This is a genomic window from Xanthomonas sp. F14 (assembly GCF_014199865.1).
On record NZ_JACHOM010000006.1, the window covers coordinates 251343 to 274695 of the forward strand.

General features: G+C 65.6%; 19 protein-coding genes. 16 read left to right on the plus strand and 3 right to left on the minus strand.

From position 1 onward, the window contains the following. The first annotated feature begins 228 nt into the window (after nt 1-228). The 3 genes from GGR73_RS19415 to GGR73_RS19425 all read left to right on the plus strand — a co-directional run bounded on the left by GGR73_RS19415 (nt 229) and on the right by GGR73_RS19425 (nt 5623). Nucleotides 229-918: a glutathione binding-like protein gene (locus GGR73_RS19415; RefSeq protein ID WP_184458500.1), complete on the plus strand. Its 690-nt coding sequence runs from the start codon at nt 229-231 to the stop codon at nt 916-918. Nucleotides 919-1267: 349 nt separating this feature from the next. Further along, nucleotides 1268-3496: a S9 family peptidase gene (locus tag GGR73_RS19420; protein WP_184458399.1), complete on the plus strand. Its 2229-nt coding sequence runs from the start codon at nt 1268-1270 to the stop codon at nt 3494-3496. A 342-nt stretch (nt 3497-3838) separates the two neighbouring features. Beyond that, nucleotides 3839-5623 (plus strand): DUF885 domain-containing protein, encoded by a 1785-nt coding sequence (locus tag GGR73_RS19425; RefSeq protein ID WP_184458400.1) that lies wholly within the window; start codon nt 3839-3841, stop codon nt 5621-5623. Between the two features lie 222 nt (nt 5624-5845). On the opposite strand, the gene GGR73_RS19430 is transcribed toward GGR73_RS19425, so the two are convergent. Continuing rightward, nucleotides 5846-6199 carry a hypothetical protein gene (locus GGR73_RS19430; protein ID WP_102251106.1) on the minus strand — a complete coding sequence of 118 codons (354 nt, stop codon included), beginning with the start codon at nt 6197-6199 and terminating at the stop codon, nt 5846-5848. 262 nt (nt 6200-6461) lie between these two features. Beyond that, complete coding sequence (locus GGR73_RS19435) at nt 6462-6923, minus strand: hypothetical protein (protein WP_154832846.1); 462 nt, start codon at nt 6921-6923, stop codon at nt 6462-6464. A gap of 198 nt (nt 6924-7121) precedes the next feature. Here GGR73_RS19435 and GGR73_RS19440 point away from each other — a divergent pair, with 198 nt between their 5' ends. The 3 genes from GGR73_RS19440 (at nt 7122) to GGR73_RS19450 (ending at nt 11482) form a co-directional block, all read left to right on the plus strand. Next, nucleotides 7122-7364: a hypothetical protein gene (locus tag GGR73_RS19440; RefSeq protein WP_024939083.1), complete on the plus strand. Its 243-nt coding sequence runs from the start codon at nt 7122-7124 to the stop codon at nt 7362-7364. Nucleotides 7365-7628: 264 nt separating this feature from the next. After that, complete coding sequence (hemB, locus tag GGR73_RS19445; RefSeq protein ID WP_126966439.1) at nt 7629-8618, plus strand: porphobilinogen synthase; 990 nt, start codon at nt 7629-7631, stop codon at nt 8616-8618. 344 nt (nt 8619-8962) lie between these two features. Further along, the gene (locus GGR73_RS19450; RefSeq protein WP_184458402.1) at nt 8963-11482 is read left to right on the plus strand and encodes a sulfite reductase flavoprotein subunit alpha; all 2520 of its coding nucleotides are present in this window, start codon (nt 8963-8965) and stop codon (nt 11480-11482) included. 881 nt (nt 11483-12363) lie between these two features. On the opposite strand, the gene GGR73_RS19455 is transcribed toward GGR73_RS19450, so the two are convergent. Then, nucleotides 12364-13245, minus strand: coding sequence for a PD40 domain-containing protein (locus tag GGR73_RS19455; RefSeq protein WP_184458404.1), 882 nt, complete (start codon nt 13243-13245; stop codon nt 12364-12366). A gap of 52 nt (nt 13246-13297) precedes the next feature. Here GGR73_RS19455 and aroE point away from each other — a divergent pair, with 52 nt between their 5' ends. From aroE to GGR73_RS19505, 10 genes are all read left to right on the plus strand, one after another. Then, entirely contained in the window at nt 13298-14149 is an 852-nt protein-coding gene (gene aroE / locus GGR73_RS19460; protein WP_184458406.1) for a shikimate dehydrogenase, read from the plus strand. After that, a complete protein-coding gene (locus GGR73_RS19465; RefSeq protein ID WP_016902791.1) occupies nt 14139-14513 on the plus strand; it encodes a hypothetical protein in 375 nt (124 codons plus the stop codon). The genes aroE and GGR73_RS19465 overlap by 11 nt, the downstream gene beginning before the upstream one ends. Continuing rightward, nucleotides 14510-14746 (plus strand): hypothetical protein, encoded by a 237-nt coding sequence (locus GGR73_RS19470; protein WP_024939078.1) that lies wholly within the window; start codon nt 14510-14512, stop codon nt 14744-14746. Before GGR73_RS19465 ends, GGR73_RS19470 begins: the two co-directional genes overlap by 4 nt. 253 nt (nt 14747-14999) lie before the next feature. Beyond that, nucleotides 15000-17135, plus strand: a complete 2136-nt coding sequence (gene dinG / locus GGR73_RS19475) for an ATP-dependent DNA helicase DinG (RefSeq protein WP_184458408.1) — start codon at nt 15000-15002, stop codon at nt 17133-17135. Nucleotides 17136-17269: 134 nt separating this feature from the next. Next, nucleotides 17270-17656, plus strand: a complete 387-nt coding sequence (locus GGR73_RS19480) for a hypothetical protein (RefSeq protein WP_184458410.1) — start codon at nt 17270-17272, stop codon at nt 17654-17656. Between the two features lie 326 nt (nt 17657-17982). Further along, nucleotides 17983-19488, plus strand: a complete 1506-nt coding sequence (gene katB, locus GGR73_RS19485) for a catalase KatB (protein ID WP_184458412.1) — start codon at nt 17983-17985, stop codon at nt 19486-19488. A gap of 58 nt (nt 19489-19546) precedes the next feature. After that, nucleotides 19547-20122 carry an ankyrin repeat domain-containing protein gene (locus tag GGR73_RS19490; RefSeq protein WP_054591226.1) on the plus strand — a complete coding sequence of 192 codons (576 nt, stop codon included), beginning with the start codon at nt 19547-19549 and terminating at the stop codon, nt 20120-20122. 844 nt (nt 20123-20966) lie between these two features. Beyond that, nucleotides 20967-21191: a hypothetical protein gene (locus GGR73_RS19495; protein ID WP_016902784.1), complete on the plus strand. Its 225-nt coding sequence runs from the start codon at nt 20967-20969 to the stop codon at nt 21189-21191. Between the two features lie 454 nt (nt 21192-21645). After that, complete coding sequence (dusA, locus tag GGR73_RS19500) at nt 21646-22650, plus strand: tRNA dihydrouridine(20/20a) synthase DusA (RefSeq protein ID WP_065033495.1); 1005 nt, start codon at nt 21646-21648, stop codon at nt 22648-22650. A 334-nt stretch (nt 22651-22984) separates the two neighbouring features. Next, a complete protein-coding gene (locus GGR73_RS19505; RefSeq protein WP_054591227.1) occupies nt 22985-23287 on the plus strand; it encodes a hypothetical protein in 303 nt (100 codons plus the stop codon). Nucleotides 23288-23353: the final 66 nt, after the last annotated feature.

A 23353-nucleotide genomic window follows, 5' to 3' on the forward strand; every position in this document is an offset into this window, starting at 1 on the left:
AGATAGCCGGTCCCAGAGGGCAGGCAAAGGTCGATGACACAATCGTGCATTTGTGAGCGCAGGCTTAACCAAGTCAATTTGCACTGCAGCATCGGCCACGAGCCAATCGCGTCACACATCGTTCCAGCCAGCACCACCGCACGCGCACGCACCGGTCGCGGGCTTGGTCGTACCATCGATCGCCAAGGCGCGCGCTGCGTGCCACCCCTTGCCGAACTGGAGCGCACGATGATCGACCTGTACTACTGGCCCACCCCCAACGGCCACAAGGTCACCTTGTTCCTGGAAGAGGCCGGGCTGGACTACACGCTCAAGCCGGTCAACATCGGCAAGGGTGAGCAGTTCGAGCCGGCCTTCCTGCAGATTTCGCCCAACAACAAGATGCCCGCGATCGTCGACCACGCACCGGCCGACGGCGGCCCGGCGCAGAGCGTGTTCGAATCCGGCGCCATCCTGCTGTACCTGGCCGAGAAGACCGGCCGTTTCCTGCCGCGCGATGCGCGTGGCCGCATCGCCGCGCTGGAGTGGCTGTTCTGGCAGATGGGTGGACTGGGGCCGATGAGTGGCCAGATGGGCCACTTCAACGTCTACGCGCCGGAAAAGATTCCCTACGCGATCGAACGCTACAACGCCGAGGTGCGTCGCCTGCATGGCGTGCTCGACAAGCGCCTGGCCGAGCAGGCATTCCTGGCCGGCCCCGAGTACGGCATCGCCGACATGGCCAGCTATCCGTGGATCGAGGTCTACGCCGACATCCGCCCCGATTACGCCGAGCTCCCGCATCTGAAGCGCTGGCACGACGCCATCGCCGCGCGCCCGGCCACGCAACGTGCGTATGCGCTCAAGGAGCAGGTCAACCCCAACGCCGGCAAGCCGCTGAGCGAGGAAGAGCGCAAGCATCTGTTCGGTAAACGCTGAAGGCGCAGTAACAACAGCGCGGCACGCACGGCAGTTCCACACGGCGGCTGAGTTCCTCTCCCCCGGGAGAGGGGTTGGGGTGAAGGTACGCAAGTGGAGCCAGACCCACCGCCCCCCGTAACCTGCGCACCACGAAACGCGCATGCACCATCCGCAGCCCGCCAACTGCGACCATCAGCCCAAACGCACCTCTGCTCGCTAGAAACTGAGCGACAACAACCCCAGCACCATGCTGCAGCACACGCGCAGAACCGCGCGCAGCCCTTCATCGCGCACGCGCAGCATCGCCGCGCTTCTCAAACACCGCACGCGCCCGCATCCTGTGCGTTATCTCAAGACAGGATCTTCGATGCGCGCCCTGTTCGCCGCCCTTGCCCTCATGCTCAGCACGATCACCACCGCCCACGCCGAAAAACTCACCCTCGACGCCATCACCGGCCCATTGCCGTTGTCCGGCCCGACGCTGATGAAACCCAAGGTCGCCCCCGACGGCTCGCGCGTGAGCTTCCTGCGCGGCAAGGACAGCGACCGCAATCAGCTGGATCTGTGGGAGTACGACATCGCCAGCGGCCAGACCCGGCTGCTGGTGGATTCCAAAATCGTACTGCCCGGCACCGAAACGCTCAGCGATGTCGAAAAGGCCCGCCGCGAGCGCCAACGCATCGCCGCCTTCGCCGGCATCGTCGATTACCAATGGGCGCCGGACGCACATGCACTGCTGTTCCCGCTCGGTGGCGAACTGTATCTGTACGACCTGCGCAAGACCGGCGCGGCGGCAGTGCGCAAGCTCACCCACGGCGAAGGCTTCGCCACCGACGCCAAGCTCTCGCCCAGGGGCGGCTTCGTCAGCTTCGTGCGCGAGCGCAACCTGTGGGTGATCGACCTGGTCAGCGGCAAGCAGCTGCAGCTCACCAGCGACGGCAGCGACACCATCGGCAACGGTGTGGCCGAGTTCGTCGCCGACGAGGAAATGGATCGCCACACCGGCTATTGGTGGGCGCCGGACGACTCGGCGATCGCCTTCGCGCGTATCGACGAATCCGGCGTGCCGGTACAAAAGCGCCCCGAAGTCTATGCCGACCACACCGAGGTCATCAGCCAGCGCTATCCGCAGGCCGGCCAGCCCAATGTGGCCGTGCGACTGGGTGTGATCGCGCCACGTTCCAACGCCGCGCCGCGCTGGATCGAGTTGGGCAACAACCCCGATATCTATCTCGCACGGGTGGATTGGCGCGATGCGCAGCGGCTGACCTTCCAGCGCCAGTCGCGCGACCAGAAAACCCTCGAGTTGATCGAAACCACGCTGGCGAGTGGCAAGCAACGCGTGCTGATCACCGAGACCTCGCCGACCTGGGTGCCGCTCCACAACGATCTGCGTTTTCTCAAGGACGGCCGTTTCATCTGGAATTCCGAGCGCAGCGGCTACGAACATCTGTATGTGGCATCGGAAGACGGCCGCACGCTCACGCCGCTGACCTCCGGCGCCTGGGTGGTCGATGCACTGCTCGCCGTCGATGAGCAAGCCGGCACGGTGTATTTTTCCGCCAGCAAGGAGTCGCCGACCCAGGCCCACATCTACGCCGTGCCGCTGGCCGGCGGTGCGATCGAACAACGTTCGACACCCCACGGCACGCACGCCGCCAGCTTCGCCAACAACGCCAGCGTGTATGTCGACAGCTGGTCCAACACCTCCACACCGCCGCAGATCGAGCTGTTTCGCGCCAATGGCGAAAAAATCGCCACACTGTTGAAGAACGATCTGGCCGATCCGCAGCACCCGTATGCCAGATACCGTGACGCGCAGCGCCCGGTGGAATTCGGCACGCTCACCGCCGCCGACGGCATCACGCCGCTGCAGTATCGCCTGATCAAACCGGACGACTTCGACCCGGCCAAGCGCTATCCGGTGATGGTGTACGTGTATGGCGGCCCCGCCGCGCAGACCGTGCTCGACGCCTGGCCAAGCCGTGGCGATGCGCTGTTCGATCAATATCTTGCGCAACGTGGTTACGTGGTGTTTTCGCTGGATAACCGCGGCACCCCGCGGCGTGGCCGTGCCTTCGGTGGCGCGCTGTACGGCAAGCAGGGCACGGTGGAAGTGGACGACCAGCTGCAAGGCGTGGCCTGGCTCAAGGCGCAGCGCTGGGTCGATCCCAGCCGCATCGGCGTGCAGGGCTGGTCCAACGGCGGCTACATGACGCTGATGCTGCTGGCCAAACACAGCGAGGCCTATGCCTGCGGCGTGGCCGGTGCACCGGTCACCGATTGGGGGCTGTACGACACTCATTACACCGAGCGGTACATGGACCTGCCGGCCGGCAACGCCGCCGGCTATCGCGACGCACGCATCGCCACCCATCTGGACGGCCTGCGTGCCAAGTTGCTGCTGATCCACGGCATGGCCGACGACAATGTGCTGTTCACCAACTCCACCGCACTGATGAGCGCGTTGCAGGCGCGCGGCACTGCCTTCGAATTGATGACCTATCCCGGCGCCAAGCACGGCTTGTCCGGCAGCACCGCCCTGCATCGCTACAAGACCGCGGAGGCATTTATCCAGCGCTGCCTGATGCCCTGAGCGGCCGGCAATCGGTGCCGGGGAGACGGAACTGCAGTGGTAAACGGTCGCCGATGCCAGGCATCGGCGACATTCACCAGAGCGGTCGGGCAGGAGATTCCCCTTGTAGCGTGGGCCTGCACGGGCCGCGCGGCGAGGGAAGCCGGCGCCAGATGGACGCCAGCCGCAAGCACGGGCGATGGCGCTAGCAAATGCTGACATTCGCCAGCACACCGCCGATCCAATCAACCTGGTAGCCGACCCGCAAGCGCCGCCGCACTCCTGCCGACCATGACCTAAGACGCATTGCCGCAGCCGCCGCGGATGGGTAGGGTCGCGCTACTCAACTTGCGGATCCGCCCGATGAAACCACTTGTTCTCGCCATTGCGCTGGCGCTCGGTGCTTCGCTGCCATTGCAGGCACAGACCGGTAAGGCCGCGCAGGCCCAACCTGCCACGCCGGCCTGGGTGCAGACCAGCAATGGCTATGCACAGATCCTGCTGAACGCGCAGGCGCCATTCCAGCCCGAATACGCCAGCTTCTTCGGCGTGCCCGGCTACGATGACCAGGTCATCGACCTGGGGCCAAACAATGCCGCGCGCTACCGCGATGCGATGAACAAGGCGCGCGCCGCGTTGCAGGCCAAGCTGGCCACCGAGCGCGACGTCAATGTGCGCCAGGACCTGCAGATCATGATCGCTGCGGCCGAGCAGAACATCGAAGGCAGCGAACTCAACGAGCGCTATCTGTTGCCGTGGAACGATGCTCCGCAGCTGGTCTTCAGCGGCCTCAATGGATTGTTGTCCGACCAGACCGTGCCCGAGCGCCGCGCCAAGGCGCTGGACCGCCTCAAGCGTTACGTCGGCCTGGTGCCGGGCAGCACGCCGACCACCACGCTGGCTCGCCAGCGCTACGAAGAGCAGCTTGGCAACACCACCTTGCTGCAGCCCACCCAGCGCGAAGTGGAGCAGGCGCTGGCGAACGTGGACACCTACGTCGCCGGCATCGGCGAGTTGTTCGCCAAGTACAAGATCGCCGGCGGTGACGAAGCGCTCAAGGCGATGTCCACCCAGTTGAAGGATTACGCCAGCTGGACCCGCACCACGGTACTGCCGAAGGCACGCAAGGACACCCGGCTGCCCGAACCGCTGTATGCCTTCCAGCTCAAGCAGGTCGGCATCGATATCGCCCCGCAGCAGTTGATCCAGCGCGCGCAGCTGGAATTCATGGAAACCCGCTCGGCGATGCGTCAGCTCGCGCCGCTGGTGGCCAAGGCCAAGGGCGTGCAGGGCAGCGATTATGTACAGGTGATCCGTGCGCTCAAGGGCAACAAGATCGCCGACGACCAGCTGGAAACTCACTACCGCGGCGTGATCGACCAGATCGACCCGATCATCCGCCAGCAGCGCATCGTCGATGTGCCCAATCGCCCGATGCAGATGCGCCTGGGCAGTGCCGCCGAAAGCGCCGCGCAACCGGCACCGCACTTCCTGCCGGCCCCGCTGATCGGCAATACCGGCCAGCAGGGCCAGTTCGTGCTGCCGCTGGGCAACCCGACCGCCGACGGCGCCAAGAAGGAACAGTACGACGACTTCAACTTCGGCTCGGCCGCCTGGACGCTCAGTGCGCACGAAGGCCGCCCCGGCCACGAGCTGCAGTTCACCGCCATGGTCGAACGCGGCGTGTCGCTGGCGCGCAGCCTGTTCGCGTTCAACTCGGTCAACGTCGAAGGCTGGGCGCTGTATGCCGAAGCCGAAATGGTCCCGTACGAACCGCTCGACGGTCAGCTGATCGCCCTGCAGTTCCGCCTGCTGCGCGCCGCCCGCGCCATGCTCGACCCGATGCTCAACCTCGGCCTGATCGACCGCGAACGCGCACGCCAGGTGCTCGAAGACGACGTCGGCCTCTCGCCAGCGATGACCCGCCAGGAACTGGACCGCTACACCGTCCGCGCGCCCGGCCAGGCCGGCAGCTACTTCTACGGCTACACCCGCATCCTCGAATTGCGCATGCGCACCGAGCTGGTCCTGGGCAAGAAGTTCGACCGCCTGGCCTTCAACAACTTCCTGCTCGACCAGGGCCTGCTGCCGCCGGACCAGCTGGCCAAGGCGGTGGAGACGCAGTTCATCCCAGCGCAGGCCAAATAGAGACAGAGCGGCTACAGGATTCAGGGCGCCTTGGCCTTGTGTTGCTCGATACCCTGGCGAGCTCTCCGCTAGCCGGGGTATTGACTATTTCAGTACCTGAGCATTGAAAGGTTCGGCAGTCGATGGAGATGCGTTTGCGCAGATATTCGTTAACGCGTCTTCGTCAACATCGCCTCTGGAGTAGCGAGGCGAGATTTCTGTTTCATACCGTCCGGATCGGAATCAATGCTTGAACGGCACCATGTCCGCAGGCTTTTTACCGGTCCACTCGCCCGTCTTATTCGCTTTCGGGCAGACACTTACGTATTGGAAATACGCCGTGAAGGCACGTTGTGACCAGCCTTTGCAGTAATTCGTATCCGCAGTCGTCGGAAACGGGCAATAGGGCACAACGGGCTTTATGGTGGCCTTGATTGGGTCCAGCGGTGCCCAGTGGTGGTCAGGGTCCGCACAGCCGTCTGAGCAGAAAAGGAAAGGATCGTTCATGCGGCATACCAGCGTCACGCCCTTGGTCTGCGCCGTCGCCTGTCCAGCAAAGCATCCCGCCAACATCAACATCCCTATCCAGCTTTTCATGGCTATTCCTTAGGTGATTGAGATCAAGGCTTGCGCTTTGCCAAGTGCGAGTGATGTCTTGCGAGTCAGCAGCAACCCTTCAGTGAACCATCGCCTGGCCGGCTCGACCTGTCTGCCGGCGAAGGATACTGCATCCGATTTGGCGTTTCACTACAAGCCGGCCTAGGGCGCTGTGTGACTAAAAAGCATCAACGAAAGGGCTAGCCCCCGTCCGGTGCTGGATTGATGCTAGTCGAAATCCCCCGCATTCAAGTCGATCGGTTCACTGCCCCGGCGGCGAGCGAGCGGCATCGCTTGCCCCCGCCGGCACCCAGATCGCCATGCCGGCCGCACGCTTCTGTGTGGTCGGGATGCCGATGCCCAGCCCGCCGCCGACCCGGCCGCCGTAGCTGCCGCCGCCGACCGACAGGCCGCCGCCGGAGCGTTCCGAGCCCACGCCGACGATGACCACGCCGTTGGCGCCAAGCTTGGCGGCTTCGCGCTTGAGCCGTTGCACGGCCGCATCGGTCTGGCCCTGGGTGCCGAAACCGGCAGCGCTGGTGGATTCGAGCTGGGCGATTTCCACCGAGCCGACCGGTGCATTGGAGTACACCTGCACCAGTGACGGGTCGATCGGCGCGCGCGCCTGGCCCAGCATCACCTTGGAACTGCTGGCGCAACCGGCCAGCAAGGCAACGGTGGCAGCCGCGATGGCGGCATTCCTGATCAGCGATTGCATGTACATGGTGGAACCCCCTGTGGGTAATGGCAACGATGATCCGGCGCCCGGACTGAATCGCTCTGGACTTTGCCGCACCCTAGCCATGCCCACGTGAGGCTACCGCCAAGCCGCCATTGGTCAGGGTGACCATCTGCCCACAGCGCCTTGGCGGGTGCGGCGCTAAGCTCGGGGATTCTTTGAATGGCGAGGTGGCACGTGGGATTGATCAGCCTGCTGTGGGGCATTGTGGCGCTGCTGTGGATGGTGCTGGCCTTCATCCCGTTGCTGGGCTGGGGCAACTGGTTCCTGATCCCGTTTGCGGCGTTGGGCGCGCTGATCGCGGCGATCGCGCTGCTGTTCACCTCGGCCGGCAATCGCGGACGTGCCAAGACCGGTCTGCTGCTCAACGGCCTGGTGATCGTGGTCGGGGTGATCCGCCTGAGCCTGGGCGGCGGCGTGATCTAGCACGCGGCGTCGCCTTCCAGGCAGGTCGCGCGAGTTCGGAGGGCCGTGCACCGGCTGGCGATGGAGAAGATCGACGCGTGGCACCGCCGCCAGCCGGGCGCGTTCCCTGTGGGGTGAGCTGACCGCGTGGTCAAAGCGGATCACGCTTGCATTTGCATTGATCACGGCGTGATCCGGCCCGTTGCACCGCTGCGACACAGCGTCGCAGCGCGTCCGGCGGCGGGTCGCGGGCGTAAACTTGCGGGCTGCTGACAGGAGCCCATGATGGCCCATCCCCATTACCGTCCCCGCCGCATGCGCCACGATGCGTTTTCGCGCCGTTTGATGCGCGAAAACACGCTGACCACCGATGACCTGATCTGGCCGGTGTTCGTGCATGAGTTGTCCGGCCGCGCGCCGATCGCATCCATGCCCGGCGTCGAGCGCCTGTCGCTGGACGAATTGCTGCGCGAAGCCGAAGCGGCCCTGGAGCTGGGCATTCCGGTGATCGACCTGTTCCCGGTGATCGACCCGGTCGGCAAGAGCCTGGACGCGGCCGAGGCCTGGAATCCGGACGGCCTGGCGCAGCGTGCGGTACGCGCACTGAAAGCGCGGTTTCCCGAACTCGGCATCATGACCGACGTGGCGCTGGACCCGTACACCACGCACGGCCAGGACGGCATCATCGATGCCAAGGGCTATGTGCTCAACGAGATCACCGTCGAGGCGCTGGTCAGGCAGTCGCTGTCGCATGCCGAAGCCGGTGTGGACATCATCTCGCCGTCGGACATGATGGATGGCCGCATCGGTGCGATCCGCCGCGCGCTGGATGCGCAGGACCATCTTAATGTGCGCATCATGGCTTATTCGGCCAAGTACGCCTCGGCGTTCTACGGCCCGTTCCGCGATGCGGTCGGCAGCGCCGGCAATCTGGGCAAGGCTGACAAGACCACCTATCAGATGGACCCGGCCAACAGCGACGAGGCCATGCGCGAGATCGCGCTGGATCTGGAAGAGGGCGCGGACATGGTGATGGTCAAGCCGGGCATGCCGTATCTGGACGTGGTGCGGCGGGTGAAGCAGGAATTCCGCGTGCCCACCTTCGCCTATCAGGTCAGCGGCGAGTACGCGATGCTCAAGGCCGCCGCCGCCAATGGCTGGCTGGACGAACGCAAGTGCGTGCTGGAAGCGCTGATGGCGTTCAAGCGCGCCGGCGCCGATGGCGTGCTGACCTATTTCGCACCGCAGGTGGCGCGGTGGTTGCGGGAAGGCTGAGTGCGCCGAGGCGGCGCTGTGACGCCCTCCAGGCCGCAATTGGCGCCTGCAGGCTTGGCCCGATTCGAAAACCCAACGATCTCGCAGGCCGCGTTCTCTCGCGGCCTGCGCTGTGTGCGGCGCGCGCCATCCTTCCGGATGGGGAGGGAAGGTGTGGCGCAGGCAGCTTGATCAATCTGCTTCCCGCGGATCGATGAGTACCGGCGTTGCTGCAACGATCGAGTGACACAGCAGTCGCTGTCTGACGGCGTTGCGTCAACGGCGCGAGCCTCCAAAACCCCACGCAAACTGCGATAACGATTCTCATCTACAATGGCGAGCCCACTGTTTGCGGCTGCTCGCGCGTGCTCAAGACCGTCCTGTTCCAATTGCACTGGCTGTTCGGCATCACGGCCGGGCTGGTGCTGTCGGTGATGGGGCTGACCGGCGCGTTGATGTCCTTCGAAAACGAGATCGTGCGGTTGGCCAATCCGGCCATCGCGCAGCTGGCACAGCGGCATGCCGCAGGCGAGCGGCCATTGCCGGTGGATGTGCTGCTGCGCCGGCTGGACCTGGATCAGCAACAGGTGGTCACCCGTATGCTGATCGATCCGACTGGTAAGCGTCCGTCCAATGCACGCCTGGCCGGCAAGGACGGAGGCCGGGTGTACTTCGATCCTTACACCGGCGACAGGGTCGCCGCCCCGCGGCTGAGCGGCGCGTTTGCCTTTATCGAAGACCTGCATCGCCATCTGACCGCCGGCAAGCGTGGCCAGGCGGTGACCGGTGCGAGCACCCTGATCCTGCTGTTTTTCTGCGCTTCCGGCCTGTATCTGCGTTGGCCGCGACGCTGGTGGAGTCTGCGCACCTGGTGGGCAGTGGAATGGCGGCGGCAGGGGCGCAGTTTTCTGTGGAGCCTGCACGCGGTGTTCGGCACCTGGTGTCTGCTGGTGTACCTGCTGGTGGCGCTGACCGGGCTGACCTGGTCCTACAACTGGTACCGCGACGGCATGGTGGCCTTGCTCGGCACCGAGCCGGCGATGCGTGGCGACGGGCGCGATCACCGCCCGGCCACGGTGGATTTTGCAGCCGTGCAACGCACCCTGGATGCCATCCCGGCCACACACAGCGCGGCACTGGACCTGCGTATCCCGCCGCGTGCGGGGCAACCGCTGAGCGTGCGGTTCCTGCCCGACCATCCCGATCACGATCGCGCCTACGACAATCTGGAGATCGAGCTGGGCAGCGGTGCGTTGCTGCGTCGCCAGGACTATGCACTGCTGCCGCGCGGGCAGCAGTTGCTGGTGAGCATGTTTCCGCTGCATTCGGGCAGCTTCTTCGGGCTGCCGGGCCGCATCGTGGTGATGCTGGCGAGTGTCGGCATGTCGGTGTTCTTCGTGACCGGCTGGATGTTGTACCTGGATCGCCGCCGCAAGAAGCGCGCGCTGCGTGCCGCGCGCGATGTCCTGCACGGTGCCCCGGCGGCCTCGCAGGCCGAGCCGTGGTTGATCGGGTTCGCCAGCCAGAGCGGGTTTGCCGAACGGCTGGCCTGGCAGGCGGCCGGGCATCTGCAGGCGGCCGGTCTGCCGGTGCAGGTGCGCTCGCTGGCACAGCTCACCGCGCAGCATCTGCAGGGCACCCGGCATGCCTTGTTCGTGGTCAGCACCTTTGGCGATGGCGAGCCGCCCGATACTGCCCGCAGCTTCGAGCGCGAACTGTTGCGTCAGCGCATGACGCTGTCACAGCTGACCTATGCCGTGCTCGCCCTGGGCGACCGCCAGTACGCGCAGTTCTGCGGGTTTTCCCGACGCATCGAGCAGTGGCTGCAGGCGCAGGGCGCGCAGCCGTTGTTTCCGGCAGTGGAGATGGACAACACCGATCCGCAGGCCCTGGCGCAATGGCATGCGCAATTGGCGCAGATTGCCGGTGCGCCGGTGGCCGCCGTGCCGCTGGCCCGCCCGACGCTGCTGCACTGGACGTTGGCGGCGCGTACGCATCTCAACCCGGGCAGCGAGGGAGCACCGATCTGGCAGATCGATCTGCTGCCATCGCCCGGCACGCACTGGCAGGCCGGCGACATCCTCGAAGTGCAGCCGGCGCACGCCTACACGCACGTGCGCGCGTGTCTGGCCGCCTGGGGCCTGCCGCCCGACGCGCTGGTGCATGTCGATGCGCAGTTGCTGCCGCTGCAGCAGGCCGTCGCCGAGCGCGTGCTGCCGGAGCCGCCCACGCGCCCGCCCACGCCGCATCCGGATCCGCAGACCTGGCTGGACGCCTGCGCCTGGCTGCCGACCCGCGATTACTCGCTGGCCAGCGTGCCGGCCGATGGCGTTGCGACCGCGGTGGTGCGCCTGACCACAGGCGCCGACGGCAGCCCCGGCCTGGGCTCGGGCTGGCTGATCTGCCACGCACCCGTCGGTGGGCAGATACGCGCACGGTTGCGCACCAATCCCGGATTCCATCGCATCGAACAGGCGCCGATGGTGTTGATCGGCAACGGCACCGGTATCGCCGGTTTGCGCAGTCTGCTGCGCGAGGCCGAGCTGGCTGGCGTGCACGGGCATTGGCTGCTGTTCGGCGAACGGCAAGCCGCGCACGATGGTCTGTTTGCCGACGAACTCCAGGCCTGGCACGCGCGTGGCCACCTGCAGCAGCTGGACCGTGTGTTCTCGCGCGACCAGGCGCACAAGCGCTACGTGCAGCATCACTTGCGCGAGACCGGCGACACCTTGCGCCACTGGATCGATCGCGGTGCGGTAATCCATGTCTGCGGCAGCCTGGACAGCATGGCGCGTGAGGTCGATGTCACGCTGCGCGAATTGCTGGGCGAGACGCGGCTGGAATCGCTGACCGCAGCGGGACGTTATCGGCGCGATGTGTATTGAGCGCGGTCATGGCCGCTGCATCGCTGGGTTGGAGCGGCCAGTAAAACGTGGCGTGCGGTCGTCAAGCGGGTGCGAACGGTTTGGGAAAATCCCGGTGAACGACGGAGACATGCTGCGTCCTAGCAAGCATCGACCGCGCCCTCCTTGCAGCGTGTACGGTGGTTTTGTTAGCTGCCAACCATGGCGGCGTCTAAGCGCGGTCCGATGCTTGAATCAAAAGCCCGGTTGGTCGAGGACGCGATGCCCTCACCACTTCCAGGACGCGCCGTGAATCCGTCCGTGGAGGCTCCGTGGCGGCATCCATGCCGCCAAGGGTCCCGGAACCGGTAAGGACATCACGCCTGCCAAGTTGGTCGTGCGCTGATGGAACTGCAAAAAGCGTGATGACTTAAGCGAGACGACTTAACGCAGCGGCCTAGCCGCTTGTATGCATGACTGCATAACTTCATGGCGATGTAGCGATAGAGGAAAACCCAATCGCCTCACACTGCCTGCATCCCACGGAAAGCGCTGTTGTAAATCAGACCACGTCGGCCAGATCATAAGGATCATGCAACCACCGCTGCGTCTGACCCACCGGCCGCTGCTCCTGCTGCTGACCATGCACACCGACCATCCCGACAGGTCCTTGCCCGCTCACCGTCGCGGGACCTTACGCGGCATGGATGCCGCGTAAGAGCCTACACGGACGTACTTGCGGCGTGTCCCGCGATGGTGGGCGGGCGAGGGCCCTGCGACCAAGCCTCAGATCAGCAGCTCTGCAATCAAACCGCAGATCAGCAGTCCTGCAGCGAGGACCCAGATCATCCGCTCTGCAACAGCTTGGCGTGAAGTCGTATTCCCAGCAGCCCCTTGGCAAGGGTCTGCGCATCCACCCATCCTCAATGGCAGCTCGTATCTCCATCCACCGCCGGCGCCTTCATCCGGTAGATGTCCAGCTGCCCCGCACGCGGTGCGCGCGCACTGCCGGTCACCAGCAACTCGCCTGGCTTGGCCGCATCCACCACCGCACCGAAGGTGCGTTCCTGCGGCCCGTTGAACGACAGCGGCACTGCCTGGCCCACGGTGTAATGGCCGTTGTTGCAGGTCGCCAGCAATAACTGGCTGGGACCATCCTGCCGGCCGCGTGCCCATACCAGCCCCCGTCCATCGCCAAGCCAGGCCGCATCCAGCTCGTCGTCGGCGCTGTTGATATCGCTCAACGCCACCGGCGCGATGAACGTCTGCCCATCCCAGCGCGCCACGAACATGTCCATGCCGCCGGCGCCACCGTGGCCGTTGCTGGCGAACAGCAGGCGGGTGCCGTCCAGCGACAGTGTCGGGGAGCGCTCGTCGCCGCGGCTGTTGATCGCCGCGCCCAGGGATTGCACCGCACCGATCCGGCCCTGCGCATCCACCGGCGCGCGATACAGGTCGGCGCCGCCGGCACCGCCAGGGCGGCTGGAGGCGAACAGCAGCCAGCGGCCATCGGCACTGAACAGCGGGGAGGTCTCGTCCTGCGCCGTGTTGATCGGCAGCACTTCTGCGTCCTGCCAGCGCCCGCCGTTCAACCGGGCCTGCCACAGATCCCAGCCCCCGCTGCCGCCGGCGCGGTCGCTGGCCCAGACGATGCGTTGCCCGTCCGGACTCAGCGTGGCGCGCGCTTCGTTGGCCGGCGTGGAGACCACGCCCATGCCTTCGATGCCGAATTCGGCAAGCCCCGGCGCGACCGGGACGCAGAGTAAACTTGCCGCCAGCGCGAGCAGTGTCCATCGAAGTTGCATGCGGGGTTCCTGCCTCAAGTCGCGCACAGTCTAGTCAACCAGAGAGCGTTTCATGCCCGTATCCCGTTATGCCGTGTTCGGTCACCCCGTCGCCCATTCGCTGTCGCCGGCCATCCATGCCGACTTCGGGAAGCAGACCGGCATCGCGCTGGACTACACCGCCATCGACGCACCGCCGGAAGAGTTCGCTGCCGCGCTGGAGCGCTTCGCCGACGAAGGCGGCAAGGGCGCAAACGTCACCCTGCCGCTGAAGGAGGCCGCCTGTGCGTTGTCGACCAGCCTGAGCGATCGCGCGCGTCTGGCCGGTGCGGTCAATACGCTGGTGCGCAACGACGGCCAGTGGCAGGGCGACAACACCGATGGCGCCGGTCTGGTACGTGACCTCACCGACCGCCACGGGCTGGATCTGCGCGGTCGCCGTGTGCTGCTGCTCGGCGCCGGTGGTGCCGCGCGCGGCGTGGCACCGGCGCTGCTGGAAGCGGGCATCACCGAAATGGTGGTGGTGAACCGCTCGCCCGAGCGTGCCGATGCCTTGTGCGATGCGCTCGGCGAGCCGGGGCGGGTGGTCTCGCGCTACATCGAAGACCTGCGCGATCTGGGCGACTTCGAACTGATCGTCAATGCCACCGCGGCTGGGCGCGATCGCGACGCCGGTGCGTTCGCCATGCCGCTGGGCCTGGTCAACAGCCTCACCGCGGCGGTCGATCTCAATTATGGCCCCACCGCCATCGCCTTCCTGGCCTGGGCACGCGCGGCGCAATGCCGCTACGCCGTCGATGGCCTGGGCATGCTGGTGGAGCAGGCCGCCGAGAGCTTCGCGCTGTGGCACGGCGTGCGCCCGGACACCGACCCGGTCTACGCCGCGCTGCGCGCGCGCGAGGCCGTTCTGGTCAGTGCCGACTGAGGTGGGCAGCGTCACCGCCACCGATATCCTGCTGACCCTGGTCACCAGCCTGCTGTCGCGCGTGCCGATGCTGATCGCGTTGCTGCTCGGGCTGGTTCTGCTGTGGCGTGCCTCGCAAAGCCCGTTGCGGCGTGCCGGGCTGGCCGCGCTCTGGTTGCTGCTGGGCTGCTTGTTTGCCGAGGTTGCCTTCCAGGCGATTCCGATGCTGTTGCTGCAGCAAGGCAATGTGCGTCAGATCAGCATGGTGACCAGCATCGCCCACTTCGTGCTGATGGCGATGCAAGGCGTGGGCATCGGCGTGCTGGTGTGGACGCTGGCAGGCAGCCTGCAACGCGTGCCGCCCGCCGCCGGCCCGCGCCCATGATTCCGCTCAAAGCCATCGCGTTGGTGGTGGTCGGGCTGGTCAGTGCCGGGCAGGGCGGGTGGACGCTGCTGCATCCGCAGGCGCTGGCTGCGGTCAATCGCGGCGGCTTGCTGTATGAGCGCTTCGGGCCCACTGGCGTGGGTGCCGGCATGTTGCTGATGGGCGTCGCAATGGTGGTTATCGGGCTGGTCTGGGCGCGCCATGCATGGCCGCCGCGGACGCAAGGCCGCTGACAACGTGGAGCGACGCTGCCTGCTCGTTGCAGGCAGCGCAGGGTGATTGGGGCGGCATCCGTTGCGCGCCCCTTCGGGTCAGAACTTGCGGGCAGTGCCCGCCAGCGATGAGCGGATCCGACGCATGCAGTGGCCGTGCAGCGTGCGTACCCGGGACCAAGATGGCGGTGGCGCCGCCCCGCGCCAGCAAACACGTTCAGCCGAGTGCCACGCCGGTCGCAGGCGCTGCGCCGGTCCGTGCGAAAATAGCGCGATGAATGAAGTCGCCCCACCGGCCGCGCCGTCGGCGCCGGTTCCCACCCAGCGCGTTCTGACCGACCCGATCAAGGCCGGCATCCGCGAGGCCTACGCCAAGCTGCAGGCCAACACGCCCGGCTTTGCCACACGGCGGGCGCAGAGCCAGATGATCGGCCTGGTCTCGCGCGCGCTGGCCACCTCCGGCGGCATCGGCATTGCCGAGGCCCCCACCGGCGTCGGCAAGAGCCTGGGCTATCTCACCGCCGGCGTGCCGATCGCCCTGGCCACCAAGAAGAAGCTGGTGATCAGCACCGGCACCGTGGCGCTGCAGTCGCAGTTGGTTGAGCGCGACATCCCGGCCTTCCTCAAGGCCACCGGGCTGGAAGCCACGGTCGCACTGGCCAAGGGCCGCACCCGCTACCTGTGCACGCGCAACGCCGCCGAGCTGCAGGGCGAGACCAGCCAGGAAGGCATGTTCGATGACGAGCAGGTGCTCTACGATCGCCCGCTCAGCCCAGCCGACGCGGATCTGGCCAGGCGCCTGGCCACGGCCTACGCCGAGCGCAGCTGGAACGGCGATCTGGACGATGCGCCCGAGCAGGTCTCGGTGCCGCTGCGGCTGCGCATCACCACGCCGGCCTCCGGCTGTGCCGGCCGCCGCTGCAGCTACGCCGCGCAATGCCCGGTGCTGAAGGCGCGCACCGACGTGCGCGAAGCGCAGATCGTGGTCACCAACCATGCATTGCTGCTGTCGTCGCTGTCGCTGGGCGATGCCGAGAATGGCCAGCCCTTGATCGCCCCGCCCGCCGACATGCTGCTGGTGCTCGACGAAGGCCATCACATCGCCGGCGTGGCGATCGACCAGGGCGCCGCCAGCCTGCCATTGGACGAGATGGCCAAGCGCACCGGCCGGTTGCAGATCCTCATCGCTGCCGCCTACCGCGCGGTGGACAAGGACAAGCTCGGCAACCTGTTGCCCAACGAGGCCATCGAGGTGGCCGCGCGCGTGTCCAAGCTGCTCAAGGCTTTCCACGCCGAGGTCGAGCGCGTGTGGAAGCCCGAGCCCGGCGAGCGCGATCCCTTGTGGCGTGCGGCCAACGGCAAGCTGCCGCCGCAATGGGGCCCGGCCATCGAAGAACTCGGCGAAGAAACCCGCGCGTTGTTCAACTGGGTGCATGCCGCGCACAGCGCGATTGCCAAGGGCAAGCAGGACGACTCGGCGCGCGAACGCCTGCAGCGCAGCCTCGGCCTGGCTCTGGAGATGGCCGAGCAGCAACACAATCTGTGGAGCGGCTGGCGGCGCGAAGACAAGGAAGGCCAGCCGCCGATGGCGCGCTGGATCACCCTCTCGCGCGACGGCGATTTGATCTGCCATTGCTCGCCGGTGTCGGCCGCGCAGGTGCTGCGCACGATGATCTGGAACGAAGTGGATTCGGTGGTGATGACCTCGGCCACACTCACCGGCGGCGGCGATTTCCAAGCGTTCGCGATCGACAACGGCCTGCCCGATCACGCCGAAATGGCCTCGCTGGCCTCACCGTTCGACCTGCCCAATCAGGCCGAATTGATCGTGCCCAATTTCCCGGTCACCCCAGACGATCGCGAAGGCCACCCGAAGGAAGTTGCGCGTTACCTGGTGCGCGAACTCGACTGGACCGCCAAGGGCAGCATCGTGCTGTTCACCTCGCGCTGGAAGATGGAAAAGGTCGCCGACCTGATGCCGCTGGCGCAGCGCAACCGCGTGCTGGTGCAGGGCGAGGGCAACAAGTCGCAGCTGATCACCGAACACCTGCGCCGTATCGCCGCCGGCGAGGGCTCGGTGCTGTTCGGTTTGAACTCGTTTGGCGAAGGCCTGGATCTGCCCGGCGATGCCTGCACCACGGTGGTCATTACCCAGGTGCCCTTCGCCGTGCCGACCGATCCGCAGACCTCCACCTTGAGCGAATGGCTGGAAAGCCGCGGCCACAATGCGTTCAACCTGATCGCCATTCCGCATGCGCTGCGCACGCTGACGCAGTTTGCCGGCCGTTTGATCCGCAGTTCGAGCGACCACGGCCGCGTCATCATTCTCGACTCGCGCCTGCTGACGCGTCGCTACGGCAAACGCATCATCGACGCGCTGCCGCCGTTCAAGCGGGTGATCGGGCGCTGATATTGGCATTGCGCGTGCCGTGCAGCGACAAAGCGCGCAACGGGTGAATAAGTCACCCGTTGCGCGCGTATCAACACTACACTGCTGCTGCACCACACCTGCCCGCCCAACTTACTGGCCCGCCAAGGGGAGCCATGAGCACTCGTTTTTATGCCTTGGAACTGTTCCTGATGCTCTTGGCGCATGCAGGCAGTGGCATGACCACGGTGCCGGATCGCTTTGTTGGTCAGTGGGCTGGGAGGGCCGAGCCTTGCGGGTCGGACGCAGACGATTTGATGCTGCGCATTGCGCCTGGGCATATCACCTACTGGGAGAGTGACGGCCCAATCAAGGCGGTTGTGGTTCGGGGAGATGCGGAGATTGCGTTGATCGTCGAGCTCTCGGGTGAGGGCGAGACGTGGCTGTCAACTGCACAGTTCACGCTGTCCCCAGACGGGATGCAGTTAGCGGACACGGTGACCATGCCAGGGAAGACATTTGGTTCGTTACAAGTGCCCAGATGCCGTGCGCACGCCGCCTGAGCGTGTGTCGGAGCCACGTCTGCTTCGTGAGCCGGCTAAAGTGAGGCATTGAATAACACTTCAAGCGCCAGCGTTGCATTGCAGCATCGGTGCATCGCATTCGGCAGTTTCGTCATGCATTGCAGACATCGATAACGCAGCGCCGCCCAGGAAAGCGCTGTTATCTGCAACACGATGCCACATCGAAAGCGATGCTTATCACGCAACGCAGTCATCATCATGTTCGCCTATCGCAGCGATCATAACTAACGACTTCTCACGCTTCGGTCCGCTGGCCATGATTCAGCTCCCTCAAACGAGCTGACGCCATGCGCCCTGGATCCCTCATGGTGCTAGCCCTGCTAGCCCCGACGCTGATCGCACCGCCGGTCTTCGCCCAATCCGTCCTGACCCGCGACAACGGCGCCAAGGTCGGTGACAACCAGAATTCGCAGACCGCCGGAGCCGATGGCCCGACCCTGCTGCAGGATGTGCAGCTGATCCAGAAGCTGCAGCGTTTCGATCGCGAGCGCATCCCCGAGCGCGTGGTGCATGCACGCGGCACCGGCGTCAAAGGCGAGTTCACCGCCACCGCCGATCTGTCCAGCCTGACCAAGGCCAAGGTATTCAGCGCCGGCGAAAAGACCCCGGTCTTCGTGCGTTTTTCCTCGGTGGTGCACGGCAACCACTCGCCGGAAACCTTGCGCGACCCGCATGGCTTCGCCACCAAGTTCTACACCAGCGAAGGCAACTGGGATCTGGTCGGCAACAACTTCCCGACCTTCTTCATCCGCGATGCGATCAAGTTCCCCGACATGGTCCACGCGTTCAAGCCGGACCCGCGCACCAATCTGGACGACGATTCGCGCCGCTTCGATTTCTTCTCGCACGTGCCCGAGGCTACACGCACGCTGACCCTGCTGTACTCCAACGAAGGCACCCCCGCCGGCTATCGCTTCATGGATGGCAACGGCGTGCATGCCTACAAGCTGGTCAATGCGCAGGGCGAAGTGCATTACGTCAAGTTCCACTGGAAGACGCTGCAGGGCATCAAGAACCTCGACCCCAAGCAGGTCGCTGCCGTCCAGGCCAAGGACTACAGCCACCTGACCAACGATCTGGTCGGTGCGATCAAGAAGGGCGACTTCCCGAAGTGGGACCTGTACGTACAGGTGCTCAAGCCGGAAGATCTGGCCAAGTTCGATTTCGATCCGCTGGACGCCACCAAGATCTGGCCCGACGTGCCGGAGCAGAAGGTCGGCCAGATGGTGTTGAACAAGAACGTCGACAACTTCTTCCAGGAAACCGAGCAGGTCGCGATGGCGCCGGCCAACCTGGTGCCGGGCATCGAGCCGTCGGAAGACCGTCTGCTGCAGGGGCGCATCTTCTCCTACGCCGACACCCAGCTGTATCGCATCGGTGCCAATGGCCTGAACCTGCCGGTCAACCGTCCGCGTGTGGCCGTCAACAACGGCAACCAGGATGGCGAAGGCAATAACGGCCACACCACCAGCGGCGTGAACTACGAGCCGAGCCGGCTGGAGCCGCGGCCGCAGGACACCGCTGCGCGTTACAGCGCGTTGCCGCTGTCGGGCACCACCCAGCAGGCCAAGATCACCCGCGAGCAGAACTTCAAGCAGGCCGGTGAGTTGTATCGGTCCTACAGCAAGAAGGATCGCGCCGATCTGGTGCAGAGTTTTGGCGAGTCGCTGGCCACCACCGACACCGAGAGCAAGCATCTCCTGCTGTCGTTCCTGTACAAAGCCGACCCCGAGTACGGCGCTGGCGTGACGCGTGTCGCCAAGGGCGACCTGGCCCGGGTCAAGCAGCTGGCCTCCAGCCTGCAGGACTGACCCACCCACGGCATCGCGGCCTGTGCCGCGGTGCCGTTTTCGCTATCGGGAGAGCCATATGCGCACCCTGCTGTTTCTGATGCTTGGCACCCTGTCTGCAGCTGCCAATGCTGCCTCGCCCGCGCCGATGTCCGCCAGCGCCACCGCTGCCGCCGCCGACCCGGCGCAGATCAAGCTGCAGTTGCGCGAGTACTTCTTCGACGCGGCACGCGAAGGGCGGCAGGACATGCTGGCCGAGTTCATCCGCTCGCACTACGACCTCAATACCCGTGACGAGAAGGGCTACACCGCCCTGATCCTGGCGGCCTATCACGGCCAGCGCCCGGCAGTGGAGCAACTGCTCAGCGCCGGTGCCGACCCCTGCGCGCAGGACAAGCGCGGCAACACTGCGCTGATGGGCGCGATCTTCAAGGGCGAGCTGGGTATCGCCAAGCGGCTGATGCAGGCCGACTGCGCGCCGGACCAGCGCAACAATGCCGGTCAGACCGCCGCGATGTACGCAGCGCTGTTCCAGCGCACCGACGTGCTCAAGGATCTGGCCGCCAAGGGCGCAGACCTCAGCCTCAAGGATGGGCAGGGCAACGATGTGACCAAGCTGCAGCGCGGCGAGTTTGCGACGACCCCGGCGCGCTGAGCGCGCCTGTCATGCGTGGCGGGGCAGGTATGCGTGACGCCAGGCGTCAGCAGGCTCGCACCGGCGCCATGCGGCCGATACCGGCGTGAGCCGACGGCGATGCGTGCTGCAGCGTGCCGTACCACGATGCACCTGATGCACAGGCCAATCGCCTGCAGCCCGCATCCTGGCGGATTGCACGCATAGCGCTCGGCCGTCTTCGAAGCGCTGTAGGTGGTTGCGACGGCAGCTCCATCCCGGTGGCCGTCGGATGAGTCGCTGATTGGTATCGCCCGAGTCCTGCACCTCGATACCCGGAGCCTCGACGGCCTCGCCTGCAGCACTCCACCGCGCGTACCGGCGACACCCGCTCGGTTATGACCACCGACGTGGTTCGGGAGGGTAGCCGTTGCGTACCGAGCGCACCGCATGCTCGCTCTTAGATCGGCTGGCCGCGCGGTGACTTACTCAATCTGCCTTCATCACCTGCCGAGAGGCGCAACCATCGCCTCGGCCAGGTTCGGAGGTCAACCACTGTGCACCGCGCGCGGTGAATCGTCGCTCCCGGATCGGCCAGCGGCTCGCCGACCTGCTCGATTTGCCTCCACGACCCGCTGAAAAATGCAGCCACCGCCTCCGCCGGTTTTCTGCCGCAGGCGCGTTGGATCTTTGGCGGAGGTGGTGATTTTTGCGCCACTGCGTCAGGAGTCCCCTGACATGGAAACCTTTGTGCGCCAAGGGTTTGACATAAGTCTGAGTGCGCGCTGACTTGCCTGAAATTTGTTCGGAAAAATCGCAAAAAACAGTTCAAGAAAGCGCTGCGAACGCCGATGCTTCCGCTATCGCACACTGGAACCCCCGGACCATGAAGCTCGATCCCTCCATCCCTTTCCTGATGTCCCTGCTGGCGATGGTGCTGTGCACCGCCACCGCCGTGGTCGCGCTGGTGTTCGGTCAGGTACACGTGCTGGCCACGTCGTGGAGCTTCTACACCGTGCTGGGCACCGCCCTGATCACCCTGGTTGCCTCGTACCATGCGCTCGGCAAGCCGCTGAGCGCCGAAGAGCGTGTGGGCTTCCGCAACCCGTAACTGCAGATCCTGTCCAGGCGCAGTGCACGACGCCAGCACTGGACGACACAAGCTCCGCTCGTCATTGACGATGCACCGCGTTCGCTCGACATGGGCGAACGCCCAGGCACTGCGCATCCTGCAGCGATGCCGCCCGATAACGCGCGCACCTGGCGAGCGAGGGCAACGACAGCAGCGCCAGCGCGGTGTCGTTCGTCTCTTTCGATGGCAGTGATAGCCGCGATACCGGACGCCGAGGTGCGCCGCCAGCGGGTTCCATCAACGCGCGGCATGCCGACCTTCGCCAGCCCCTATGGGTCAATCACATGGCGCAGTGAACCGGCGATCGACCAGCGGGCTCCGGCAGGTCGGCCTCTCATGAGGCCATGCCGCGCTGCGGCAGATTCATCGACACCCGTGTAAGCTGTTGATCCTGCTCCGCATTCCGATGGCTGCCCGCTGCGGCCACATGTCGATGACCGCTTCCGCCGATCGCTACGCCGCCTCCCTGCGCCTGTCCGTCGCCCCGATGATGGATTGGACCGACCGCCATTGCCGGGTCTTCCATCGCCTGCTGGCACCCTCGGCACGTCTGTACACCGAGATGGTGCACGCCAATGCGGTGATCCATGGCGATCGCACGCGCCTGATCGGGTTCGATCCGGTCGAACACCCGCTGGCGCTGCAACTGGGCGGCAGCGAGCCGGCGCTGCTTGCGCAGGCGGCGGCGATCGCGCAGGAGTGGGGCTACGACGAGATCAACCTCAATTGCGGCTGCCCGTCCGATCGCGTGCAGGCCGGGCGCTTCGGTGCCTGCCTGATGCGCGAGCCGGGCCTGGTGGCCGACTGTGTTGCCGCCATGTGTGCGGCGACCACGCTGCCGATCACGGTCAAGTGCCGCCTCGGCGTGGACGACGATGACGACTACGCCGTGTTCGCCAGCTTCGTCGATCAGGTGGTCGCAGCCGGTGCCGCCATGGTGGTGGTGCATGCCCGCAACGCGTGGCTCAAGGGCCTGTCGCCCAAGGAAAACCGCGAAGTGCCGCCGCTGCGTTACGACTGGGCGTATCGCCTCAAGCAGGAGCGCCCCGCGCTGCCAGTGGTGCTCAATGGCGGCATCGCGGCGGTGGAGACCGCGATGGAGCATCTGCACCAGACCGACGGCGTCATGCTCGGCCGCGCCGCCTACCACGACCCCTACGTACTGCATCGCCTGGATGCAGCCCTGACGCATCGTGCGGAACAGCCGCGCGACCAATTGCTGCGCGCCTTGCGGCCCTACGTCGAGTCCCAACTGGAGCAAGGCCTGGCCTTGAAACACATGACCCGACACGTGTTGGGGTTGTTCCATGGCCAGCCGGGCGGACGCGCGTTCCGGCAGGTCCTGAGCGAGGGCGCACACCGGCCAGGTGCCGGCTGGGAGCTGGTCGAGCAGGCCTTGCAGCGGACCGACACCCAGGGCTGGCGCGTGGTGGCCTGAACTGGCCTGCCGCTTGCATTACCTGAACAGGCATTTCCGCTGTCTGCATCTGACCGGGATGCCAACTGCCGGGCACGGGCAAGAGTTCCAGAAAAGTGCCGTTCCAGGCGTCCAGATATTCATTTCACTGAACAGCGTTAACACAAAGCTAAAAAGTTCAGATGGGATTCACCCCGAAAAATCAAGAATTTGGACCATTCTCGGGCTCGACCATGCTGTCACTGGTGGCCGGTTTCACGAATTTTGAATGTTCCTGAACAACCCGCTAGGATTCATTGTGACCCAGCCCTCCCGCCGCGCTTGCTATGTCGTCCTGGTTGCCCTCGGGCTAGCCATGGCAGCGCCATTGGCGTGGGGGCAGGCATATCCGATGTCGCACGCGGGACGCGATCCATTGCCGCCTTCCGCGCGCGGTAACGGGCGCACGCTCTCGGACACCATCCGACAGGTGCAGCGGTCCACCGGTGGACAGATCCTGAGCGCCGAACGCGTGCCGTTCGACGGGGGCAATCTCAACCGCGTCAAGTACATGAAGGACGGCCGCGTGCATACCGTGTACGAGTCGGAGCAGATGCAGGCCGCGCCGCCGCGCAGCCAGGCGCCGCCGGATGCGCCACCACGCGACGATAACCACTAGACGTAGATAGTTCTGCGTTCAGTCTCATAAATTCCCCGGCCATTGGCCGACAACGTAACTAGGGAG